Source organism: Yeosuana marina, assembly GCF_011762485.1.
Classification (GTDB): domain Bacteria; phylum Bacteroidota; class Bacteroidia; order Flavobacteriales; family Flavobacteriaceae; genus Yeosuana; species Yeosuana marina.
The window spans coordinates 195972-211725 of the sequence record NZ_JAAKGI010000007.1; the positions used below are offsets into that span (position 1 = coordinate 195972).

The 15754-nt window shown below is 31.7% G+C and carries 15 protein-coding genes; 9 read left to right on the forward strand and 6 right to left on the reverse strand.

Features of this window, described 5'->3' with window-relative positions; all coding sequences use genetic code 11:
• Positions 1-13 precede the first annotated feature (13 nt).
• Entirely contained in the window at positions 14-1357 is a 1344-nt protein-coding gene (locus tag G5V56_RS09545; protein WP_166964277.1) for a DEAD/DEAH box helicase, read from the forward strand.
• Between the two features lie 61 nt (positions 1358-1418).
• On the opposite strand, the gene G5V56_RS09550 is transcribed toward G5V56_RS09545, so the two are convergent.
• The 3 genes from G5V56_RS09550 to G5V56_RS09560 all read right to left on the reverse strand — a co-directional run bounded on the left by G5V56_RS09550 (position 1419) and on the right by G5V56_RS09560 (position 3776).
• The gene (locus G5V56_RS09550) at positions 1419-1928 is read right to left on the reverse strand and encodes a TlpA disulfide reductase family protein (protein WP_166964278.1); all 510 of its coding nucleotides are present in this window, start codon (positions 1926-1928) and stop codon (positions 1419-1421) included.
• A 127-nt stretch (positions 1929-2055) separates the two neighbouring features.
• A complete protein-coding gene (locus tag G5V56_RS09555) occupies positions 2056-3351 on the reverse strand; it encodes an alpha/beta hydrolase-fold protein (RefSeq protein WP_240911279.1) in 1296 nt (431 codons plus the stop codon).
• Between the two features lie 5 nt (positions 3352-3356).
• Positions 3357-3776, reverse strand: coding sequence for a MotA/TolQ/ExbB proton channel family protein (locus G5V56_RS09560; protein ID WP_166964279.1), 420 nt, complete (start codon positions 3774-3776; stop codon positions 3357-3359).
• Between the two features lie 191 nt (positions 3777-3967).
• Here G5V56_RS09560 and G5V56_RS09565 point away from each other — a divergent pair, with 191 nt between their 5' ends.
• The 5 genes from G5V56_RS09565 to G5V56_RS09585 all read left to right on the forward strand — a co-directional run bounded on the left by G5V56_RS09565 (position 3968) and on the right by G5V56_RS09585 (position 8004).
• Complete coding sequence (locus tag G5V56_RS09565; RefSeq protein ID WP_166964280.1) at positions 3968-5020, forward strand: sensor histidine kinase; 1053 nt, start codon at positions 3968-3970, stop codon at positions 5018-5020.
• Positions 5021-5023: 3 nt separating this feature from the next.
• Positions 5024-5740, forward strand: a complete 717-nt coding sequence (locus G5V56_RS09570) for a LytR/AlgR family response regulator transcription factor (RefSeq protein WP_455433270.1) — start codon at positions 5024-5026, stop codon at positions 5738-5740.
• Between the two features lie 106 nt (positions 5741-5846).
• Positions 5847-6620, forward strand: coding sequence for a threonine/serine exporter family protein (locus tag G5V56_RS09575; RefSeq protein ID WP_166964282.1), 774 nt, complete (start codon positions 5847-5849; stop codon positions 6618-6620).
• Positions 6617-7108: a threonine/serine exporter family protein gene (locus G5V56_RS09580; protein WP_166964284.1), complete on the forward strand. Its 492-nt coding sequence runs from the start codon at positions 6617-6619 to the stop codon at positions 7106-7108. The genes G5V56_RS09575 and G5V56_RS09580 overlap by 4 nt, the downstream gene beginning before the upstream one ends.
• A 116-nt stretch (positions 7109-7224) precedes the next feature.
• The gene (locus tag G5V56_RS09585; RefSeq protein ID WP_166964286.1) at positions 7225-8004 is read left to right on the forward strand and encodes a S1/P1 nuclease; all 780 of its coding nucleotides are present in this window, start codon (positions 7225-7227) and stop codon (positions 8002-8004) included.
• 83 nt (positions 8005-8087) lie between these two features.
• Here G5V56_RS09585 and lpdA read toward each other — a convergent pair whose 3' ends face one another.
• Together lpdA and G5V56_RS09595 are read right to left on the reverse strand one after the other, a co-directional pair.
• On the reverse strand, positions 8088-9488 hold the full coding sequence (gene lpdA, locus G5V56_RS09590; protein ID WP_166964288.1) for a dihydrolipoyl dehydrogenase: 1401 nt from the start codon (positions 9486-9488) through the stop codon (positions 8088-8090).
• Positions 9489-9697: 209 nt separating this feature from the next.
• On the reverse strand, positions 9698-11314 hold the full coding sequence (locus tag G5V56_RS09595; protein ID WP_240911281.1) for a S41 family peptidase: 1617 nt from the start codon (positions 11312-11314) through the stop codon (positions 9698-9700).
• A 116-nt stretch (positions 11315-11430) separates the two neighbouring features.
• Between G5V56_RS09595 and smpB the strand changes: the two genes are divergently transcribed.
• Both smpB and G5V56_RS09605 read left to right on the forward strand, forming a co-directional pair.
• Positions 11431-11889, forward strand: coding sequence for an SsrA-binding protein SmpB (gene smpB / locus G5V56_RS09600; RefSeq protein WP_166964290.1), 459 nt, complete (start codon positions 11431-11433; stop codon positions 11887-11889).
• Positions 11890-11949: 60 nt separating this feature from the next.
• A complete protein-coding gene (locus G5V56_RS09605; protein WP_166964292.1) occupies positions 11950-13977 on the forward strand; it encodes a M61 family metallopeptidase in 2028 nt (675 codons plus the stop codon).
• Positions 13978-13991: 14 nt separating this feature from the next.
• Here G5V56_RS09605 and G5V56_RS09610 read toward each other — a convergent pair whose 3' ends face one another.
• On the reverse strand, positions 13992-14633 hold the full coding sequence (locus G5V56_RS09610) for a protein-L-isoaspartate(D-aspartate) O-methyltransferase (protein WP_166964294.1): 642 nt from the start codon (positions 14631-14633) through the stop codon (positions 13992-13994).
• Between the two features lie 155 nt (positions 14634-14788).
• Between G5V56_RS09610 and G5V56_RS09615 the strand changes: the two genes are divergently transcribed.
• Complete coding sequence (locus tag G5V56_RS09615) at positions 14789-15751, forward strand: Gfo/Idh/MocA family protein (RefSeq protein WP_166964296.1); 963 nt, start codon at positions 14789-14791, stop codon at positions 15749-15751.
• The last annotated feature ends 3 nt before the right edge of the window (positions 15752-15754 follow it).

The window sequence follows — 15754 nt, forward strand, 5'->3', positions numbered from 1 at the left end:
GCAAAATTAAGCTGTGACTTTTCAAGATTTAAACTTAAATACACCTTTATATAATGCCTTAAACGACCTAGGCTTTACAACACCTACGCCTATTCAGGCAGAAGCATTTAATGTGGTGGCCTCAGGAAAAGACATGGTTGGGATTGCACAAACAGGAACAGGTAAAACCTATGCCTATATGTTGCCAATTCTAAAGCATTTAAAATTTTCAACACAGGAAACACCTCGCATTATGGTGTTAGTACCTACTAGAGAATTAGTTGTACAGGTGGTTAGTGATATTGAGAATCTTACCAAATACATGAATGCTCGTGTTTTGGGTGTATATGGTGGCACCAACATTAACACCCAAAAACAAGCTATCGCAGAAGGTTTAGATATTTTGGTGGCGACTCCAGGACGTTTTTATGATTTGGCTTTAAGCCGTGTTTTACAAGTAAAAACGATTCAAAAATTAGTGATTGATGAAGTAGATGTGATGCTTGATTTAGGTTTTAGACATCAGCTAATCAATATTTTTGATTTATTACCAGATAAAAGACAAAACATCATGTTTTCGGCTACCATGACGCATGATGTAGATATAATGATTTCCGAATTTTTTAAAAGCCCAGAGCGTGTTTCAATCGCTGTTTCTGGAACACCTTTAGAAAACATTTCGCAACATCGGTATACCATTCCTAATTTTTATACCAAAGTCAATTTAGTTAGTCATTTATTACAAGATGCAGATGAGTTTAGTAAAGTCTTGATTTTTGTTAGCCATAAAAAGTTAGCCGATTTATTGTTTGAAAAATTAGAAGAATCATTTCATGGAGAATGTTGCATTATTCACTCCAACAAGACACAGAATTACCGACTTAGAAGTATTGAACAATTCAGAAATGGTGATAACCGAATTTTGGTCGCCACCGATGTGATGGCGCGTGGTCTGGATATTGACAATATTAGTCATGTTATTAATTTTGATACGCCCGATTATCCTGAAAACTATATGCACAGAATTGGTAGAACCGGTCGTGCAGAACGTGCAGGTATTTCAATATTATTTTCAACAGATAAGGAACTTGAAAGTGTTGAAAAGATTGAAACATTAATGAACAAGAAAATCGATTTAATAGAATTTCCTGAATCAGTGGACATATCAGATGAGCTTATAGAAGAAGAACGTCCCAAAATAAAAGAACGCAATAACCCCATTAAAAAAGAGACTGTAGGTCCTGCCTTTCATGAAAAGAAAGAGAGCAACCAAAAAGAAAATTTAGGAGGTTCTTATAAATTTAAAATTGCGGAGAAGTATAAAAAGCCTAAAACCCGAGGTGATAAAAACTACAATAAACGGAATAAGAGAAAGTAGATGATAACTTTGTGAAAAGAATAATCAATTAGCCCTAATTAATAGTGAAACTAATAAAAAATTACTCTTCCAGCATCTTATCAACGTCTGCTTTTAAATCATCATAAGTTTCATAACTACCAAATCTAAAATGTCTCTTTTTACCTTTAATTATAAGGGTTGCCGGTAACGCGCCATACCAAGATTCGTCAATATCATCGGTCCATTTTGAATAATTTTGATCTTTAAGAACCATGATTTCTTGTTTAATTTTATTTTTCTTTACAAAAGGATAAACTCTTGAGTCGAGCTGTTTAACATCATCTAAACTAATAAGTAAAACTCTAACTTTTTTATCCTGATATTCTGATTCTAATCTTTTAAAATGAGGCAACTCTTTAATGCAAGGCGGACAATAGGTGGACCAAAAATTTAAAACTAATACGTCATTTCCTTGGGCATCAATAATAGCTTGAAGTTCTTCAAATTGATCTAAGACTTCTATAGTCGCATTTTTATCTATTTCTTTTGACTTACACGATGACACTAAAAGAATGACAACAACAAATGGTAAGAATAATTTTGTATTCATTTTAAAAATTTTGCGAGATCAAATATACCCTTTTGAGTACTAATTCTTAAATATTTTTATTGCCATTTATAAAAAATCCCTTTCCAAATAAATGAAAAGGGACTTGCTAAATAATTAATACACTTAGTTAGTTTTGAGCTTTTAAATCTTCCATTCTTTTTTTATAATAATCGCTACCACTTAACTCATACGCTTTTGTTACAAATGCTAAAGCATTTTGAGTATCGTTTTGCGACTCATAATAATCGGCCATAGAATCATATGCATTTGCACTTTTGGGGAAATATTTAAGCGCAAGTTCAAAATACATTTTAGATTTTTCTGGTTGTTGTATATCTAAATTCATATATCCAGACATGTTTAAAAGTTCTTCTGGATAGGGAGACACGTGATAACCAAAATGATTCAAAAGTTTCTCCTCTCTATAATTTACTATACGCAATAGTTCGTCTTTTGAGGTTTCAGGATCATTAATCTTACTTGTATTTTCCCATTGAAACCATTCAAACGTAGACAACAACCCGTCTCTAATGGAAGGAAGCGGTATGGTACCATGTAAATCGTTTGGATAAAACTTCCAAGCAAAAGTTAATCCACTATGTTTATTATCTTTTACTATATCTGACAGCATCAAATTAGAGCGAGAAAAGATGGTAAAATCTGTGGTATCTTGCATCACATTGCTAATCGTTATTTCGGGATTTTGCATATGTAATTGTCCACTTAAAGAGACATACAATGATTTTTTTGAAAAATCTTGCTTAGATAAAACCTCTTTTGTTTGCTTCAATAGTTTTTGGTTATCCCAGTCTAAACTGGGATCTATACATAAGTAATTATCGAATATATCTGGATTATTAACTAATGAATACATAGCAAATAAGCCTCCATAAGAATGCCCTATTAAAGTTCTATAATCTGTAACTCTATAGTTGCTCTCAACATAAGGAATTAATTCGTCTTTAATAAATTTTAAAAAGTTGACTGCTTCACCATTTTCTTCATTAAATGGCATCCCATATTTTGTAGTTATTTTTGAAGGTGTTAAATCTCTCGTTCTATGCTTAGCATTTGAAATGCCGACGATTACCATTTCTGGCATAAATCCGCCACTATAAAAGTTGAATACATTAGCGACCGTTGGAAGAAAAACTTCTCCATCTAAAATATAAACGACTGGATATTGTTTAGTTGTATCATTTTGATAACTTTCAGGAACTTGAATATAAATATCTCTTGATTCATTCAAAGTTTTTGAATATAAGCTATCAGCAACGCCCACGCTATACAAAAATGTACTGCTTTGAGCGTTTGAAATTTGCTGACTAATTATTAAAAAAAATGTTAAAAGAACTGTTCTCATGTTATTGTTTTTTGATGATGATAATTCGTTGTTTGATGATGATAATGATGATATTGACATATTTCTTAATCTTCTTTTTGTTGTATCCATCGCAAAATTAGGATACCTAATCTAGAAATAGCAAACGTAAATAATCCAAAAATAGCGGTTAGCAAAGACACTTTAAGCCCTCCTGCAAAAATAGCAGGATCGGCATCTCCCATAGCTTCTATTGTATCAAAAGCTGTAATTAAGCCGATAACAGATGCAAAAAAACCAATAACCAACCCCAACAAACTGCTGTCTATAGCTAGTTTAAGCATCTTTTTAGAAAGTGCGTTATTTGATTTGTTTGAAATAATACCCTTAACTATAAAAAATATAGATAGTAAGAAACAAATTAGAATAAGAGACATAAAGAAAACGCCTCCTTCATTGAATCTGTCTACAAATGGATTTGAAACAACTAATAATTTTGGTGATAATGATGTGAGTAATGTAAACATAACTGATGGTTTTATGATTAATATGTTTCAAACTTAAGATTGATTCCTCATAAAAAATATAAAATGCGACGAATAACCAAATTAGCTACCGATATTACAATGTGTAAAAACCCTAATTAAATCCGTTATTCATCTACAAAGTACAAATCAATTTTAAAAATATAGTAATATTGTATTTATATATAGTTGAAATGCCAAAAACAAATATCATTTTAAAATTAATAGGACGATTGCTATTGCATCTTGTGTTTTGGTGCATGGTCCTTTTGTTTTTTACATATTTCTTTGGTGCAGAAAATAAAAATTATAGTGAAACTCTCTTATTCTCCTTGTTTTTAATGCCAATAACCATTGCAACGACATACGTTTCAATCTATAAATTAATACCTGATTATTTAATTACAAAACGCTATTTTTTATTTGTGTTATATAGTCTCTACACTATTATTATCTCTGGATATTTAATAATGCTATCGATATTTTTTAGTTTGATTTATATTTCAAATTTCGAATATACTAACATGAACCCAATTACCAGAAACATTATACTGGTAACCACAGCAGTTTATTTAGTAACCATTATTGTAAGTGCCTTTAAACTATTAAAACTTAATTTTAAAAACACTTCCAAAGCCAATAATCTCGAAAAGAAAATTTTAGAAACACAACTCAAATTAAAAGAACAGGAGCTCAATTATCTAAAAATGCAAATTCATCCACATTTCTTGTTTAATACGTTAAACACCATGTACGGTTTTGCATTAAAAAAAGCGGATGAAGCGCCAGAAATGATCTTAAAACTATCTAATTTATTAGATTACTTACTTTATAAAGTTGATAAACCATTCGTACTTTTAACAGACGAAATTAATCATATTAAAGATTATATTGAATTAGAAAAACTGCGATTTAATAACACCTTGAGTATTGATTTAAAATGCAATACTATTTCTGAAAATATTAAAATAGCTCCCATGCTATTTTTACCTTTTATTGAAAATAGTTTTAAACATGGCGCTTTAATAAATGGTGTTTTAGTTATTAAAATTTCTATTACTTGTACAGATAAAAATATCCATTTTTATATTGAAAATACCTATAAAAAATCAGAAGTTTCTACAAAAGGTATTGGTTTAGAAAACATGCAAAAACGTTTAGATTTGTTGTATAAAGACCATTATAACTTGAAAATTGAAACTAAAAGTGATACTTTTAAAGTGAACTTAGAATTAAAGACCCTATAATTTTTGAACATCAACAGAGACATATCGTGCCTAATTGTAGATGATGAAGCTATGGCTATAGAAATTATAGAAACTCATTTGTCTAAAATACCAACTATTAAATCAATTAATAGCTGTAATAATGCCATTGAAGCGTTTAATTTTTTAATAAATAACTCTGTAGATCTCGTTTTTTTAGATATTAATATGCCTGAAATCTCTGGTATCTCCTTTGCAAAATCTATTCATAAAGACATTAAGATTATTTTCACGACTGCTTATCGTGATTACGCCGTTGAAGGTTTTGAGCTTCAAGCCGTAGATTATTTGTTAAAACCTATCTCTTTTGAACGGCTACTGAAAGCTGTAAACACGTATTTTGAAGTCTATAATAATTCAAATAAAACAAGTTTAAAAGAAGAAGCCGTAAGTGAATTTATGTTTGTACGAGCAGACAGACGCATGATAAAAATTGACTTTAATGCCATTATTTATGTTGAAAGTTATAGTGACTATATAAAAATTCATTTAACAGATGAAACCATTACAACAAGAGAAACTATTAGTGCTATTGAGGCAAAATTGCCTAACAACAATTTTATGAGAATTCATAGATCCTTCATCATTTCTTTGGCTCATATTACATCGTTTACTAATGAAGAGATTACCATTAATAAAAAGTCATTCCCTATTAGTAGAAGTTATAAAAAAGAAGTTCTATCCATTTTAGAAAAGTTTTAAAAACTAAATCTTCCCTTCTAGTTCTTTATGCAAAATATTAAAATTTCATCCCCTAAGAAGAAATGAAAACATTAAATTTGCACAGATTTTAGCATCTCTTTATCGCATGGATGATTCATCAAAACTTATAAAAACAGCAGATTTATTATTAGATATTTCGTCACTTTTAATGGTGTCTGGTGCTAATACAACTAGAATAAATTTAAGCATTGGCAGGTTTGCCTCTGCTTTAAATACTAAAGCCTCTAGTTTTATTAGTCATAAAACCATAGTGATGACGTTATATGATAAGAAAACAGATTTAAGTTGTACACGAGTAAAAAAAATACCCCCTTATATTATCAATTTCACTTTTATTTCTGCTATTAGTAAAGCTAGTTGGAAAGCCTTAAGTGAGGAATGGAGTTTAGAGCAAATTGCCGAAGAAATTAAAAGAATTCAAACCTTAAAAAGATATCCCAGATGGCTTGTTCTTATTGCCGTAAGTTTAGCTGGCGCCGGTTTTTGCAACATATTTAAAGGAGACTATTTAAATATGCTGGTAGCTTTTGTGAGCACCTTTGTAGGCCTATATATTTTTCAAGAAACACATAAACATAAATACAATCTGTACATTAGAATATTCTTAGGATCGTTTGTAGCATCATCCTTAGCGTCTTTAGCGGTTATTTATAATATTGGTTCTCACCCTTCAACAGCATTGGCAACATCCATCTTGTTTTTAGTTCCAGGAGTTCCTTTAATTAACTCCTTTACCGACTTAATGGATAGTAAAATAATAAACGGCATGGTACGATTTACAACTGGGGCTATGATTGTTTTTGCGATGGCAATTGGCCTATTTTTAGCCATGTATATTTTTCAAATAAATTTAAGATGATGTTAGAGGTTATATTAAAATTATTAGAAGTGTCTTTTTGGTCTGGTATTGCTGCCCTTGGTTTTGGTCTTTTATTTAACATTCCAAAAAACTCTATTTTAACGGTATTTTTATTGGGAGCAGGGGCTGGATTTATAAAATTTTTATTAATGCACTTTGATATTCATGTGGTTCTTGCAAGCTTTATAGCTGCATCGTTTGTTGGATTTATAAGTGTTCCTCTAGCTCATAAAATACATCAGCCTCCCGTTGTTTTTTCAATTCCGCCGGTAATCCCAATGATCCCGGGTTATTTCGCCTATGAAACCGTGTTATCTATCATGAATTTTACTTTTATGGTTGATGATTCCCAAAAACGCTTACAATTAATTGATGCCATTTTTACCAATGGATTCACCATGGTTTTCGTTTTAATATCCCTTACAGTTGGTGTTGCATTACCCATGCTTTTAATGAAAAAAAGCACTGTAAAACATCTAGACAACTAATAAATATATTGCTATATATTTTTAGTTTTTGTTATGAAAAATTTAAGATCTTTTTCTATTTATATTCATAATTTAGCCCAAATATTTTTGCCTTTTAAAAAACAATAAAAAAACACATGAAATCATTATTTACCTATTTGCTGGCCTTTACTTTTTTTATTTCCTATCAATCTCATGCTTCTGATGATTGGAGTGCTACCGGTCATAGAGTGGTTGGTAAAATCGCTGATCAATATCTTAAAGGAAGCACCAAAAGAAAACTTAAAAAATTACTCAATAATGAATCATTAGCATTTGTATCTACCTATGCAGACGATATAAAATCAGATAAGCGTTTTAATAAGTTTTACACATGGCATTATGTAAATATTCCGTTAGATTCAGATTATAAGGCGTCAGATGCTAATAAAAATGGTGATTTAGTAACAGGTATTAACTTTTGTATTAAAGTCATTAAAGATAAGACCTCCAGTGATGCTGACAAGACCTTTTATCTTAAATTGTTGATTCATTTTATAGGTGATATGCACCAGCCAATGCATGTTGGTCTTGCCGAAGACAAAGGTGGTAACGACTTTAAACTACAATGGTTTTACAAAGACACAAATCTACATTCGGTTTGGGATAGAGAAATGATTGACAGTTTTGGTATGAGTTATAGTGAGCTTGCAGGCAATGCTGAAAAGCTCAGTAAAAAGGAAGTAAAAGCCATCCAAGAAGGTAGTATTATTGATTGGATAAATGATACCCATAAAGTAACAAGAGAAGTATATGCGCATGTAAAACCTGATGAGAATTTACGTTACCGATACATGTACGATAATTTTGAAACGGTGAGAACACAACTTCAAAAAGGTGGTATCAGACTCGCTAAAGTATTGAATGATTTATTTTAAATTATAATAGTATATCAAACAAAAAAGCAACCTATATGGTTGCTTTTTTGTTCTATTAAGATTCCTCCTTTCACAGGAATTCATTACATATGTAACGATCTATCTTCTGTCGCTGCTAACGCCGCTTCTTTAATAGCCTCTGTAAAGGTTGGATGTGCATGAGACATTCTAGACACATCTTCTGCACTTGCTCTAAATTCCATAGCAACTACTGCTTCTGCAATCATATCGGCGGCACGAGCTCCAATCATATGAACACCTAAAATTTCATCGGTAGTTTTATCTGCTAGTATTTTTACAAAACCGTCTAAATCCATACTAGCTCTACTTCTACCTAGCGCACGCATTGGAAACGATCCTGTTTTGTATTCAACTCCAGCTTCTTTTAATTGTTCTTCCGTTTTACCAACACTAGCTACTTCTGGCCATGTGTAAACAACACCCGGAATTAAATTATAATCGATATGTGGTTTTTGACCTGCAATAGTTTCTGCAACAAACACACCTTCTTCTTCAGCTTTATGTGCCAACATAGCGCCTTTAACCACATCACCAATAGCGTAAATATTACTAGCCGATGTTTGCAAATGAGCATTAACTTCCACCTGCCCTCTTTCAGTTATTTTAACACCAGCTGCCTCAGCATTTAAACCGTCTGTATATGGACGACGCCCTACAGATACCAAACAATAATCGCCTTTAAACTCGACCTCTTCTCCTTTTTTGTTATCTGCTTTTACAATGACTTCATCCCCTTTTCGTTCAACAGATTTTACTTTATGTGAGATATTGATTTGGAATTTTTGCTTTTTCAAAACTTTGTTAAGTTCTTTAGACAAACCAGAATCCATTGTTGGAATAATTCTGTCCATGTATTCAATTACGGATACTTCAGCTCCTAAACGCTTATAAACCTGACCAAGTTCTAACCCAATAACGCCACCACCAATTACAATTAAATGTTTTGGTATTTCAGTTAGTTTTAAAGCCTCTGTAGAAGTAATAATACGTTCTTTATCAATAGAAATAAAAGGCAAGTTGGATGGTTTACTTCCTGTTGCTATAATCGTATTTTTTGCTTCAATTTCTATTGTTTCTTTGCCGGCAATCGTAATATGGGTTGCATCTTTAAAACTTCCTAAACCTTCGTATACATCAATCTTATTTTTCTTCATTAAGAAATCAATACCACCGGTCGTTTGGTCTACAACCGCCTGTTTACGATCGATCATTTGTTTTAAATTCACCTTAATCTCTCCAGGAATTTCTATACCATGCTCTTCAAAATGCTTGATGGCATCTTCATAATGGTGAGACGAATCTAAAAGGGCTTTACTTGGTATACATCCCACATTTAAACAGGTTCCTCCTAGAGTTGAGTATTTTTCTATAATGGCAGTTTTCATGCCTAATTGAGCGCAACGTATCGCTGCAACATATCCGCCAGGTCCAGAGCCAATAACGGCTACATCGTATGAATTCATATTATAAGTAATAATTTAATTTATAAATAAAAGATGCTTCGACTGTGCTTAACACAACAAAGCAAAAGTAGCATCAAAAATACAAATGTTTTGCTGGAAGACAATAAAAAACAATGCTTTATGAAGTCAATGTATCATAATTAGAGATTTTTCCAAATTACGTTTATAAAAATGGAATAAAAGCAAGTAAATTACAATTCCTTGAAAGATTATGGATTCTTATTATTTTTTATTGTAGTCAATATCCATTCTAACTCAGGGTCTGTTTTAGAAGTTACATCATCACTTGTTGGTGTTATTTCTACATCTGGTTTTACACCATATCCATCTGGACTTTGCTTATATGGTGTTTCCATCTGCATTAAACCCATTCGTATGTTAAGTTTTGAAGTTGGTAATTCATATATTTTATAAATCCCTGCTACACAACCGTTATAAGCACCGCCCGTTTCCTCTCCAACAAAAACAGCTCGTTTTGTTGCTTTAAGATGTGTAGCTAATAAAGACGACGCTGAAAAAGAATTTCCGTTAATTATTACATACAGGTTTCCGTTATAATGCAATGCGGTTTTGGGTTGCTTCTCTTTTGAAAATCTTAGCTTGTAATAGATATTGCCGTCGTGTTTTTTAGTTTTAAGCAAATCATGAATCATAATAAAAGGTGATAAGATCCCTGAAGCAACTTTGAGTAAATTGGGCTGTGATTTACTCATTAAAAAATTAAAATAGGGCAACCGACTATTTACTTGACTTTCTTTTACAAGTTGATAATCTTTATTCGCTAAAAATGAATAAAGATAATCTATTTCAGAAACTCTTCCACCTCCATTATCTCTTAAATCTATAATAAGATTTTTAGTTTTAGCGGAATCCAATTTGGCAAAGCATTCTTTGTAAAATTTTCTGTAATTTCCATTTCCAAAAGCTCTAATCTTCATATATGCCACAGAGCTATCTGCCTCTAAAAAATTAAAGTTTCGGGTATAATTTTTTTCTCTACTAATAAAACCGTGAATTCTATTATACCGCTTTTTATTTTTGGCTATATGCCTTTGTATCCTATTCTCTTCTTTACTTGGTTTTGGTTTTTTTACAGAGGGTATACTATCATTACTTTTAGCATCTTGTTTTTTATCTTTTTGAACCCGTCTAAACGTTTTGTTAAACACCGAATCTTTTAACTTAAAAGTAACGGTTAAACTATCAACAAACCCCTTATCTTTATAGTATAATGCAGGAAACACTTTGCCCACATACCTATCATACAACGTCTTATTAAACCCATCTGATGAAAAACGACTTTTATAAAGCTTTACTAAATCTTCCGCAGGTTCGTCAGCTATTTTAATCACTTCGCTACCCGCTATTAATGAATCTTTTCCTAAGGATTTTTTAACCCATAATTTATGGTCTACGAATTCAAAATCTAAATCATAAAATTCAAATTTTTGTTGTTTTAATGCCTTCCTCTCTCTTTTTGTGTAGTGTTTGTTGGCCGATCCCATAGAAATATGACCTTGCCTAACGTTGGCTACAACCGGAGCTAATTTTTTATAAAGCTCGCGTGATGTTATGGGAGTTGTTATGGTTGATTTAAGGCTATCAAATTTAAAATCTAAAACTTCCTTGGGTGTATATTGATATAATTTAGGATGATTTTTTTGTAACTGAGCGTATAATTGATCTAAATCGGCACGCATACTCTCAACTGAATGCAATGCTGTTATTTGTTCGTTATATTTTTTAACGCTACTGCATGACGCTATAAGAATTACTACCAAAGTAGACCATAGTAATTTCTTTATGTAAAACATTATACTATTCATAGAGGCAAAGCTAAAATACATGTATTTGTTTTAATTCACTAGGCGTTAATTTTTATTTAACTTTTCAACAGTAACAAATCATACTCTAAAAATAAATTTATGTAATTTTGTTCCCCATGCAAAAAAACATCAACATATTAAATAAAAAAGCACGTTTCCTTTATGAAATACTGGATAAATATACAGCTGGTATTGTATTAACGGGAACAGAAATTAAATCAATAAGATCTAGTAAAGCTTCTATTGCTGAAAGCTTTTGTGAATTTAACGAGCAAGGTGAACTTTTTGTTATTAATATGACTATTGAAGAATATGCTTATGGCACGTATTATAACCACAGACCAAAGGCAGAACGCAAGTTGCTTTTAAATAAAAAGGAACTAAAAAAACTGCATAAAGAAGTTCAGAATACAGGACTTACTATTATTCCTTTAAAATTATTTATAAATGATAAAGGCTATGCTAAATTAAATATTGCCTTGGCCAAAGGAAAAAAATTATACGATAAGCGAGAAACTATAAAAGATCGTGATAATAAACGCAATCTTGATCGCATTAAAAAGATATACAAATAATTAACACTTCAAAAGAAAGGCATTTCAAATTTTTTGTTCCAAAAAATCACTTTATATAACATGAGATACTTATTAAAAATAGCAGCCTCAATTTTTGCATTTATTATCATTTCCTGCGGAAGCGGAAAAAATAAAGTAGCTGAGGAAGTAAAAGACGTTAGTTTTAATGTGAATTTGTTAGACCGAACAAACGATACTTTTAAAGTTCAAGTTATACCTCCAACACTAACTGCTGATAATACTATTTTTCAATTTGCGTCAACAGCTCCAGGAACCTATGAAGTTATGGATATTGGTCGTTATGTATCCAATTTTAAAGCGTATGACAAGAGTGGTGATGAATTAGAAACTAATAAAATTTCTACCAATCAATATGCCTTAACAACGCCTGAAAAGATTGCTAAAATAGAATACCAAATAGCAGATACTTGGGACACACCTGTAAAAGAAAACAAAATTTATTTAATGTGTGGCACTTCTATAGAAAATGATCATGCTTTAATTAATGGTCAGGCTGTTTTTGGTTACTTTAAAGGAAAGCAAACAAGCCCCATAAAAATTAAAATAGAAGCTCCCGAAGATTGGCAAATTGCTACCGCATTAAGCAAAACAGAAAATGGGTATTATGTAGCCAAAGATTATGACCAAGTTGTAGACTCACCTATCCTTCTTGGAAAATTAACGAAAGCATCCATGACTGTTCAAGGGACATCTATTGATATTTACACCTATTCAAAAACTGGGTTAGTAACCTCTCCTGAAATTTTAAAGTCCATGAAAAACATGTTGCTTTCAGCAAGTGGTTTTTTAAATGGTCTTCCTGTTAAACATTACACCTTTTTATTTCATTTTGAAGACTCAACAGCTGGAGCTTGGGAACATTCGTATAGTTCTGAATATATTTACAAGGAAGATGTTTGGAACCGACTAGAAAAAAGCATTTTAGAAGTTGCTGCTCATGAGTTTTTTCATGTCGTGACACCTTTAAATATTCACAGCGAAATTATTGCCCATTTTAATTTTGTTAAACCTGTACCTTCCGAACATTTATGGCTTTACGAAGGAACTACCGAATGGGCTGCCCACATGATGCTCATGCGCTCTGGTCAAAAATCATTGAATGATTATTTTAAAACACTTAAGCAAAAAGTTGATATAAGTACAAGTTTTTACAGTTCAGAAATTAGCTTAGTACAATTATCAAAAACATCTTATACGCCAATGGGTCACCGGTTATATGGAAATATTTATATGAAAGGAGCTCTGGTAGCGGGGCTTTTAGATATTAGATTAATAGAGCTTTCTGATGGAAAAACGGGACTAATTGATGTTATTAAAAATTTAGCAAAAGAATACGGTCCTGACAAACCATTTAATGAAACTAGTTTTTTTGATGATTTCACTAAAGAAACGTATCCGGAAATCAGATCCTTTTTTGATGATTATATTATTGGTTCAAAACCATTGCCTTTAAAAGAATATTATGATAAAATTGGAGTTGATTTTGATGAAGAAACCAACATCTTTTCACTTGAAGATAATCCAACAGAAGCCCAGTTAAAATTAAGAGCTAAATGGATGCAGCCTATTGACATTTCAATACTTGCCAAAGCCAAAACAAGTGAAGACGAACTCTATCTGAAACATGTTGTTACACTTGACAGCACCATTAACACCTTATACAGTGTTATTTCTGGAGAAAAAGGAAAAGAAAGAAACTGGAAACTATTCAAATATTTATTTAAACCAGATGCAAAACTAATTCCTACAGGTAAAAATGATAAAGGAGAGGTTAAAGTACGTTATTTAAAACCTGATGAGTATATTAAAAATTCAGGCCCTTGGCTTGTTGAAAATGGGTTCTTTGAAAAAGAAATACACAGAACTGTTAATACCTTTGGTAATATAACACAAGTATTTAGCACCTATGAATCTTTTACAAGTGAAGCAGATAAATATCCTTTTATGCGAGGAATTAATAGTATTCAATTACTTTATGATGGTATTCGTTGGTGGATAATTAATATCTATTGGGCACAAGAAAGTAAAGAATTCCCTATTCCCATTGAATATTCAAGGGTTGATTAATCATCGAACTTTAGCTAATTTTTGTCCTCTAATAAAGGTACAAAACGAAATTCACCAAATTCGTGTTGTTCAAATTCCTTCCTATCTTTCCTCACATATAAGGTCATAATTTGAATAGCTTCTCCAACTGGAATCACTAATCTTCCACCAATTTTTAATTGGTTTAACAACGGTTTTGGTACAAAGGGTGCGCCTGCCGTGACTATAATACTATCAAAAGGAGCTTCCTCTGGAAGACCTTTATAGCCATCACCAAAAATGAGTTTTTTAGCACGATAGCCTAATTTTGGCAAAAACTTACTGGTCTTTTTAAATAATTCTAATTGGCGTTCAATACTAAATACCTTAGCACCTAATTCGCACAATACGGCTGTTTGATAACCACTTCCAGTACCTATTTCAAGAATTTTATGCTCCTTTTCAACCTGCAATAATTCTGTTTGAAAAGCTACCGTATAAGGTTGTGAAATAGTTTGATCTGCTGCAATAGGAAACGCTTTATCCTGATAAGCATGGTCTAAAAAACCAGAATCCATAAATAAATGCCTTGGTATGTGTCCTATGGCTTTTAAAACCCTTTCATCTTTTATACCCTTGGCTTTTACAATATTAACCAACTGCTGCCGTAATCCTTTATGCTTAAATGTATCTTTCAATTATCGTATTCTTTTCAAGTCTAAAATTAGTCAAACATTTTAGCTAAAAACAATTTATTTTTAATTAATTTTTCACAATTAATAGATAAAATTTTACAAGAATATTATGAATTTCATTCGTTAAATATCTTATTTTTGTTTAAAACCTAAAGAAAATGCTAAAAGCTGGTGTTCTAGGTGCTGGTCACCTTGGAAAAATTCATTTAAGACTCCTAAATCAATCTGAAAAATATAACCTTATTGGATTTTATGATGCCGATATAGAAAACGGCAAGAAAGTAGAAGCCGAATTTGGTTATAAATTCTTTCATACTATCGAAGATTTAATTAATGCAGTAGATGTTGTAGATATTGTAACGCCTACCCTTTCGCACTACGATTGTGCCATACAAGCTATTGAAAAAGGTAAGCATATTTTTATTGAAAAACCGATCACGAATACGGTAGAAGAAGCCGAAAAAATTAGGGCTTTATTAGCTGAAAATCATGTAAAAGGTCAGGTAGGTCATGTAGAGCGTTTTAACCCAGCGTTTACTGCGGTTAAAAATGATATCCATACGCCTATGTTTATTGAAACACACCGATTGGCTGAATTTAATCCGCGCGGTACTGATGTACCTGTAGTATTAGATTTAATGATTCATGATATTGATATTATTTTAAGTGTGGTTAAATCAAAAGTAAAACATGTGTTGGCAAGTGGTGTTTCAGTAATAAGTGACACGCCAGATATCGCCAACGCGCGCATTGAATTTGAAAACGGTTGTGTCGCCAATTTAACAGCTAGCAGGATTTCATTAAAAAACATGCGTAAAACACGTTTCTTTCAAAAAGATGCATATATCTCGGTAGATTTTTTAGAGAAAAAATGCGAAGTGGTTAAAATGAAAGATGCTCCCGAACAGCCAGGAGATTTTGATATGGTACTTCAAAATGCAGAAGGTGTTAAAAAACAGATATATTTTGACAATCCTAATATTTCTAGCAATAATGCCATTCTGGATGAATTAGAATCTTTTGCAGATTCTATTAATAATAACACAAAGCCTATTGTAACACTTCATGATGGTACCGAAGCCTTACGTGTTGCAACTCAAATAATAAATTGTTTTCAATAAAAA

What these genes read in the sequence shown, in the direction of transcription:
- G5V56_RS09550 (WP_166964278.1), bottom strand. Translation starts at nt 1,928, where the DNA reads ATGAATACAAAATTATTCTTACCATTTGTTGTTGTCATTCTTTTAGTG.
- G5V56_RS09555 (WP_240911279.1), bottom strand. Translation starts at nt 3,351, where the DNA reads ATGTCAATATCATCATTATCATCATCAAACAACGAATTATCATCATCA.
- G5V56_RS09560 (WP_166964279.1), bottom strand. Translation starts at nt 3,776, where the DNA reads ATGTTTACATTACTCACATCATTATCACCAAAATTATTAGTTGTTTCA.
- G5V56_RS09565 (WP_166964280.1), top strand. Translation starts at nt 3,968, where the DNA reads ATGCCAAAAACAAATATCATTTTAAAATTAATAGGACGATTGCTATTG.
- G5V56_RS09575 (WP_166964282.1), top strand. Translation starts at nt 5,847, where the DNA reads ATGGATGATTCATCAAAACTTATAAAAACAGCAGATTTATTATTAGAT.
- G5V56_RS09580 (WP_166964284.1), top strand. Translation starts at nt 6,617, where the DNA reads ATGATGTTAGAGGTTATATTAAAATTATTAGAAGTGTCTTTTTGGTCT.
- G5V56_RS09585 (WP_166964286.1), top strand. Translation starts at nt 7,225, where the DNA reads ATGAAATCATTATTTACCTATTTGCTGGCCTTTACTTTTTTTATTTCC.
- lpdA (WP_166964288.1), bottom strand. Translation starts at nt 9,488, where the DNA reads ATGAATTCATACGATGTAGCCGTTATTGGCTCTGGACCTGGCGGATAT.
- G5V56_RS09595 (WP_240911281.1), bottom strand. Translation starts at nt 11,314, where the DNA reads ATGAATAGTATAATGTTTTACATAAAGAAATTACTATGGTCTACTTTG.
- smpB (WP_166964290.1), top strand. Translation starts at nt 11,431, where the DNA reads ATGCAAAAAAACATCAACATATTAAATAAAAAAGCACGTTTCCTTTAT.
- G5V56_RS09605 (WP_166964292.1), top strand. Translation starts at nt 11,950, where the DNA reads ATGAGATACTTATTAAAAATAGCAGCCTCAATTTTTGCATTTATTATC.
- G5V56_RS09615 (WP_166964296.1), top strand. Translation starts at nt 14,789, where the DNA reads ATGCTAAAAGCTGGTGTTCTAGGTGCTGGTCACCTTGGAAAAATTCAT.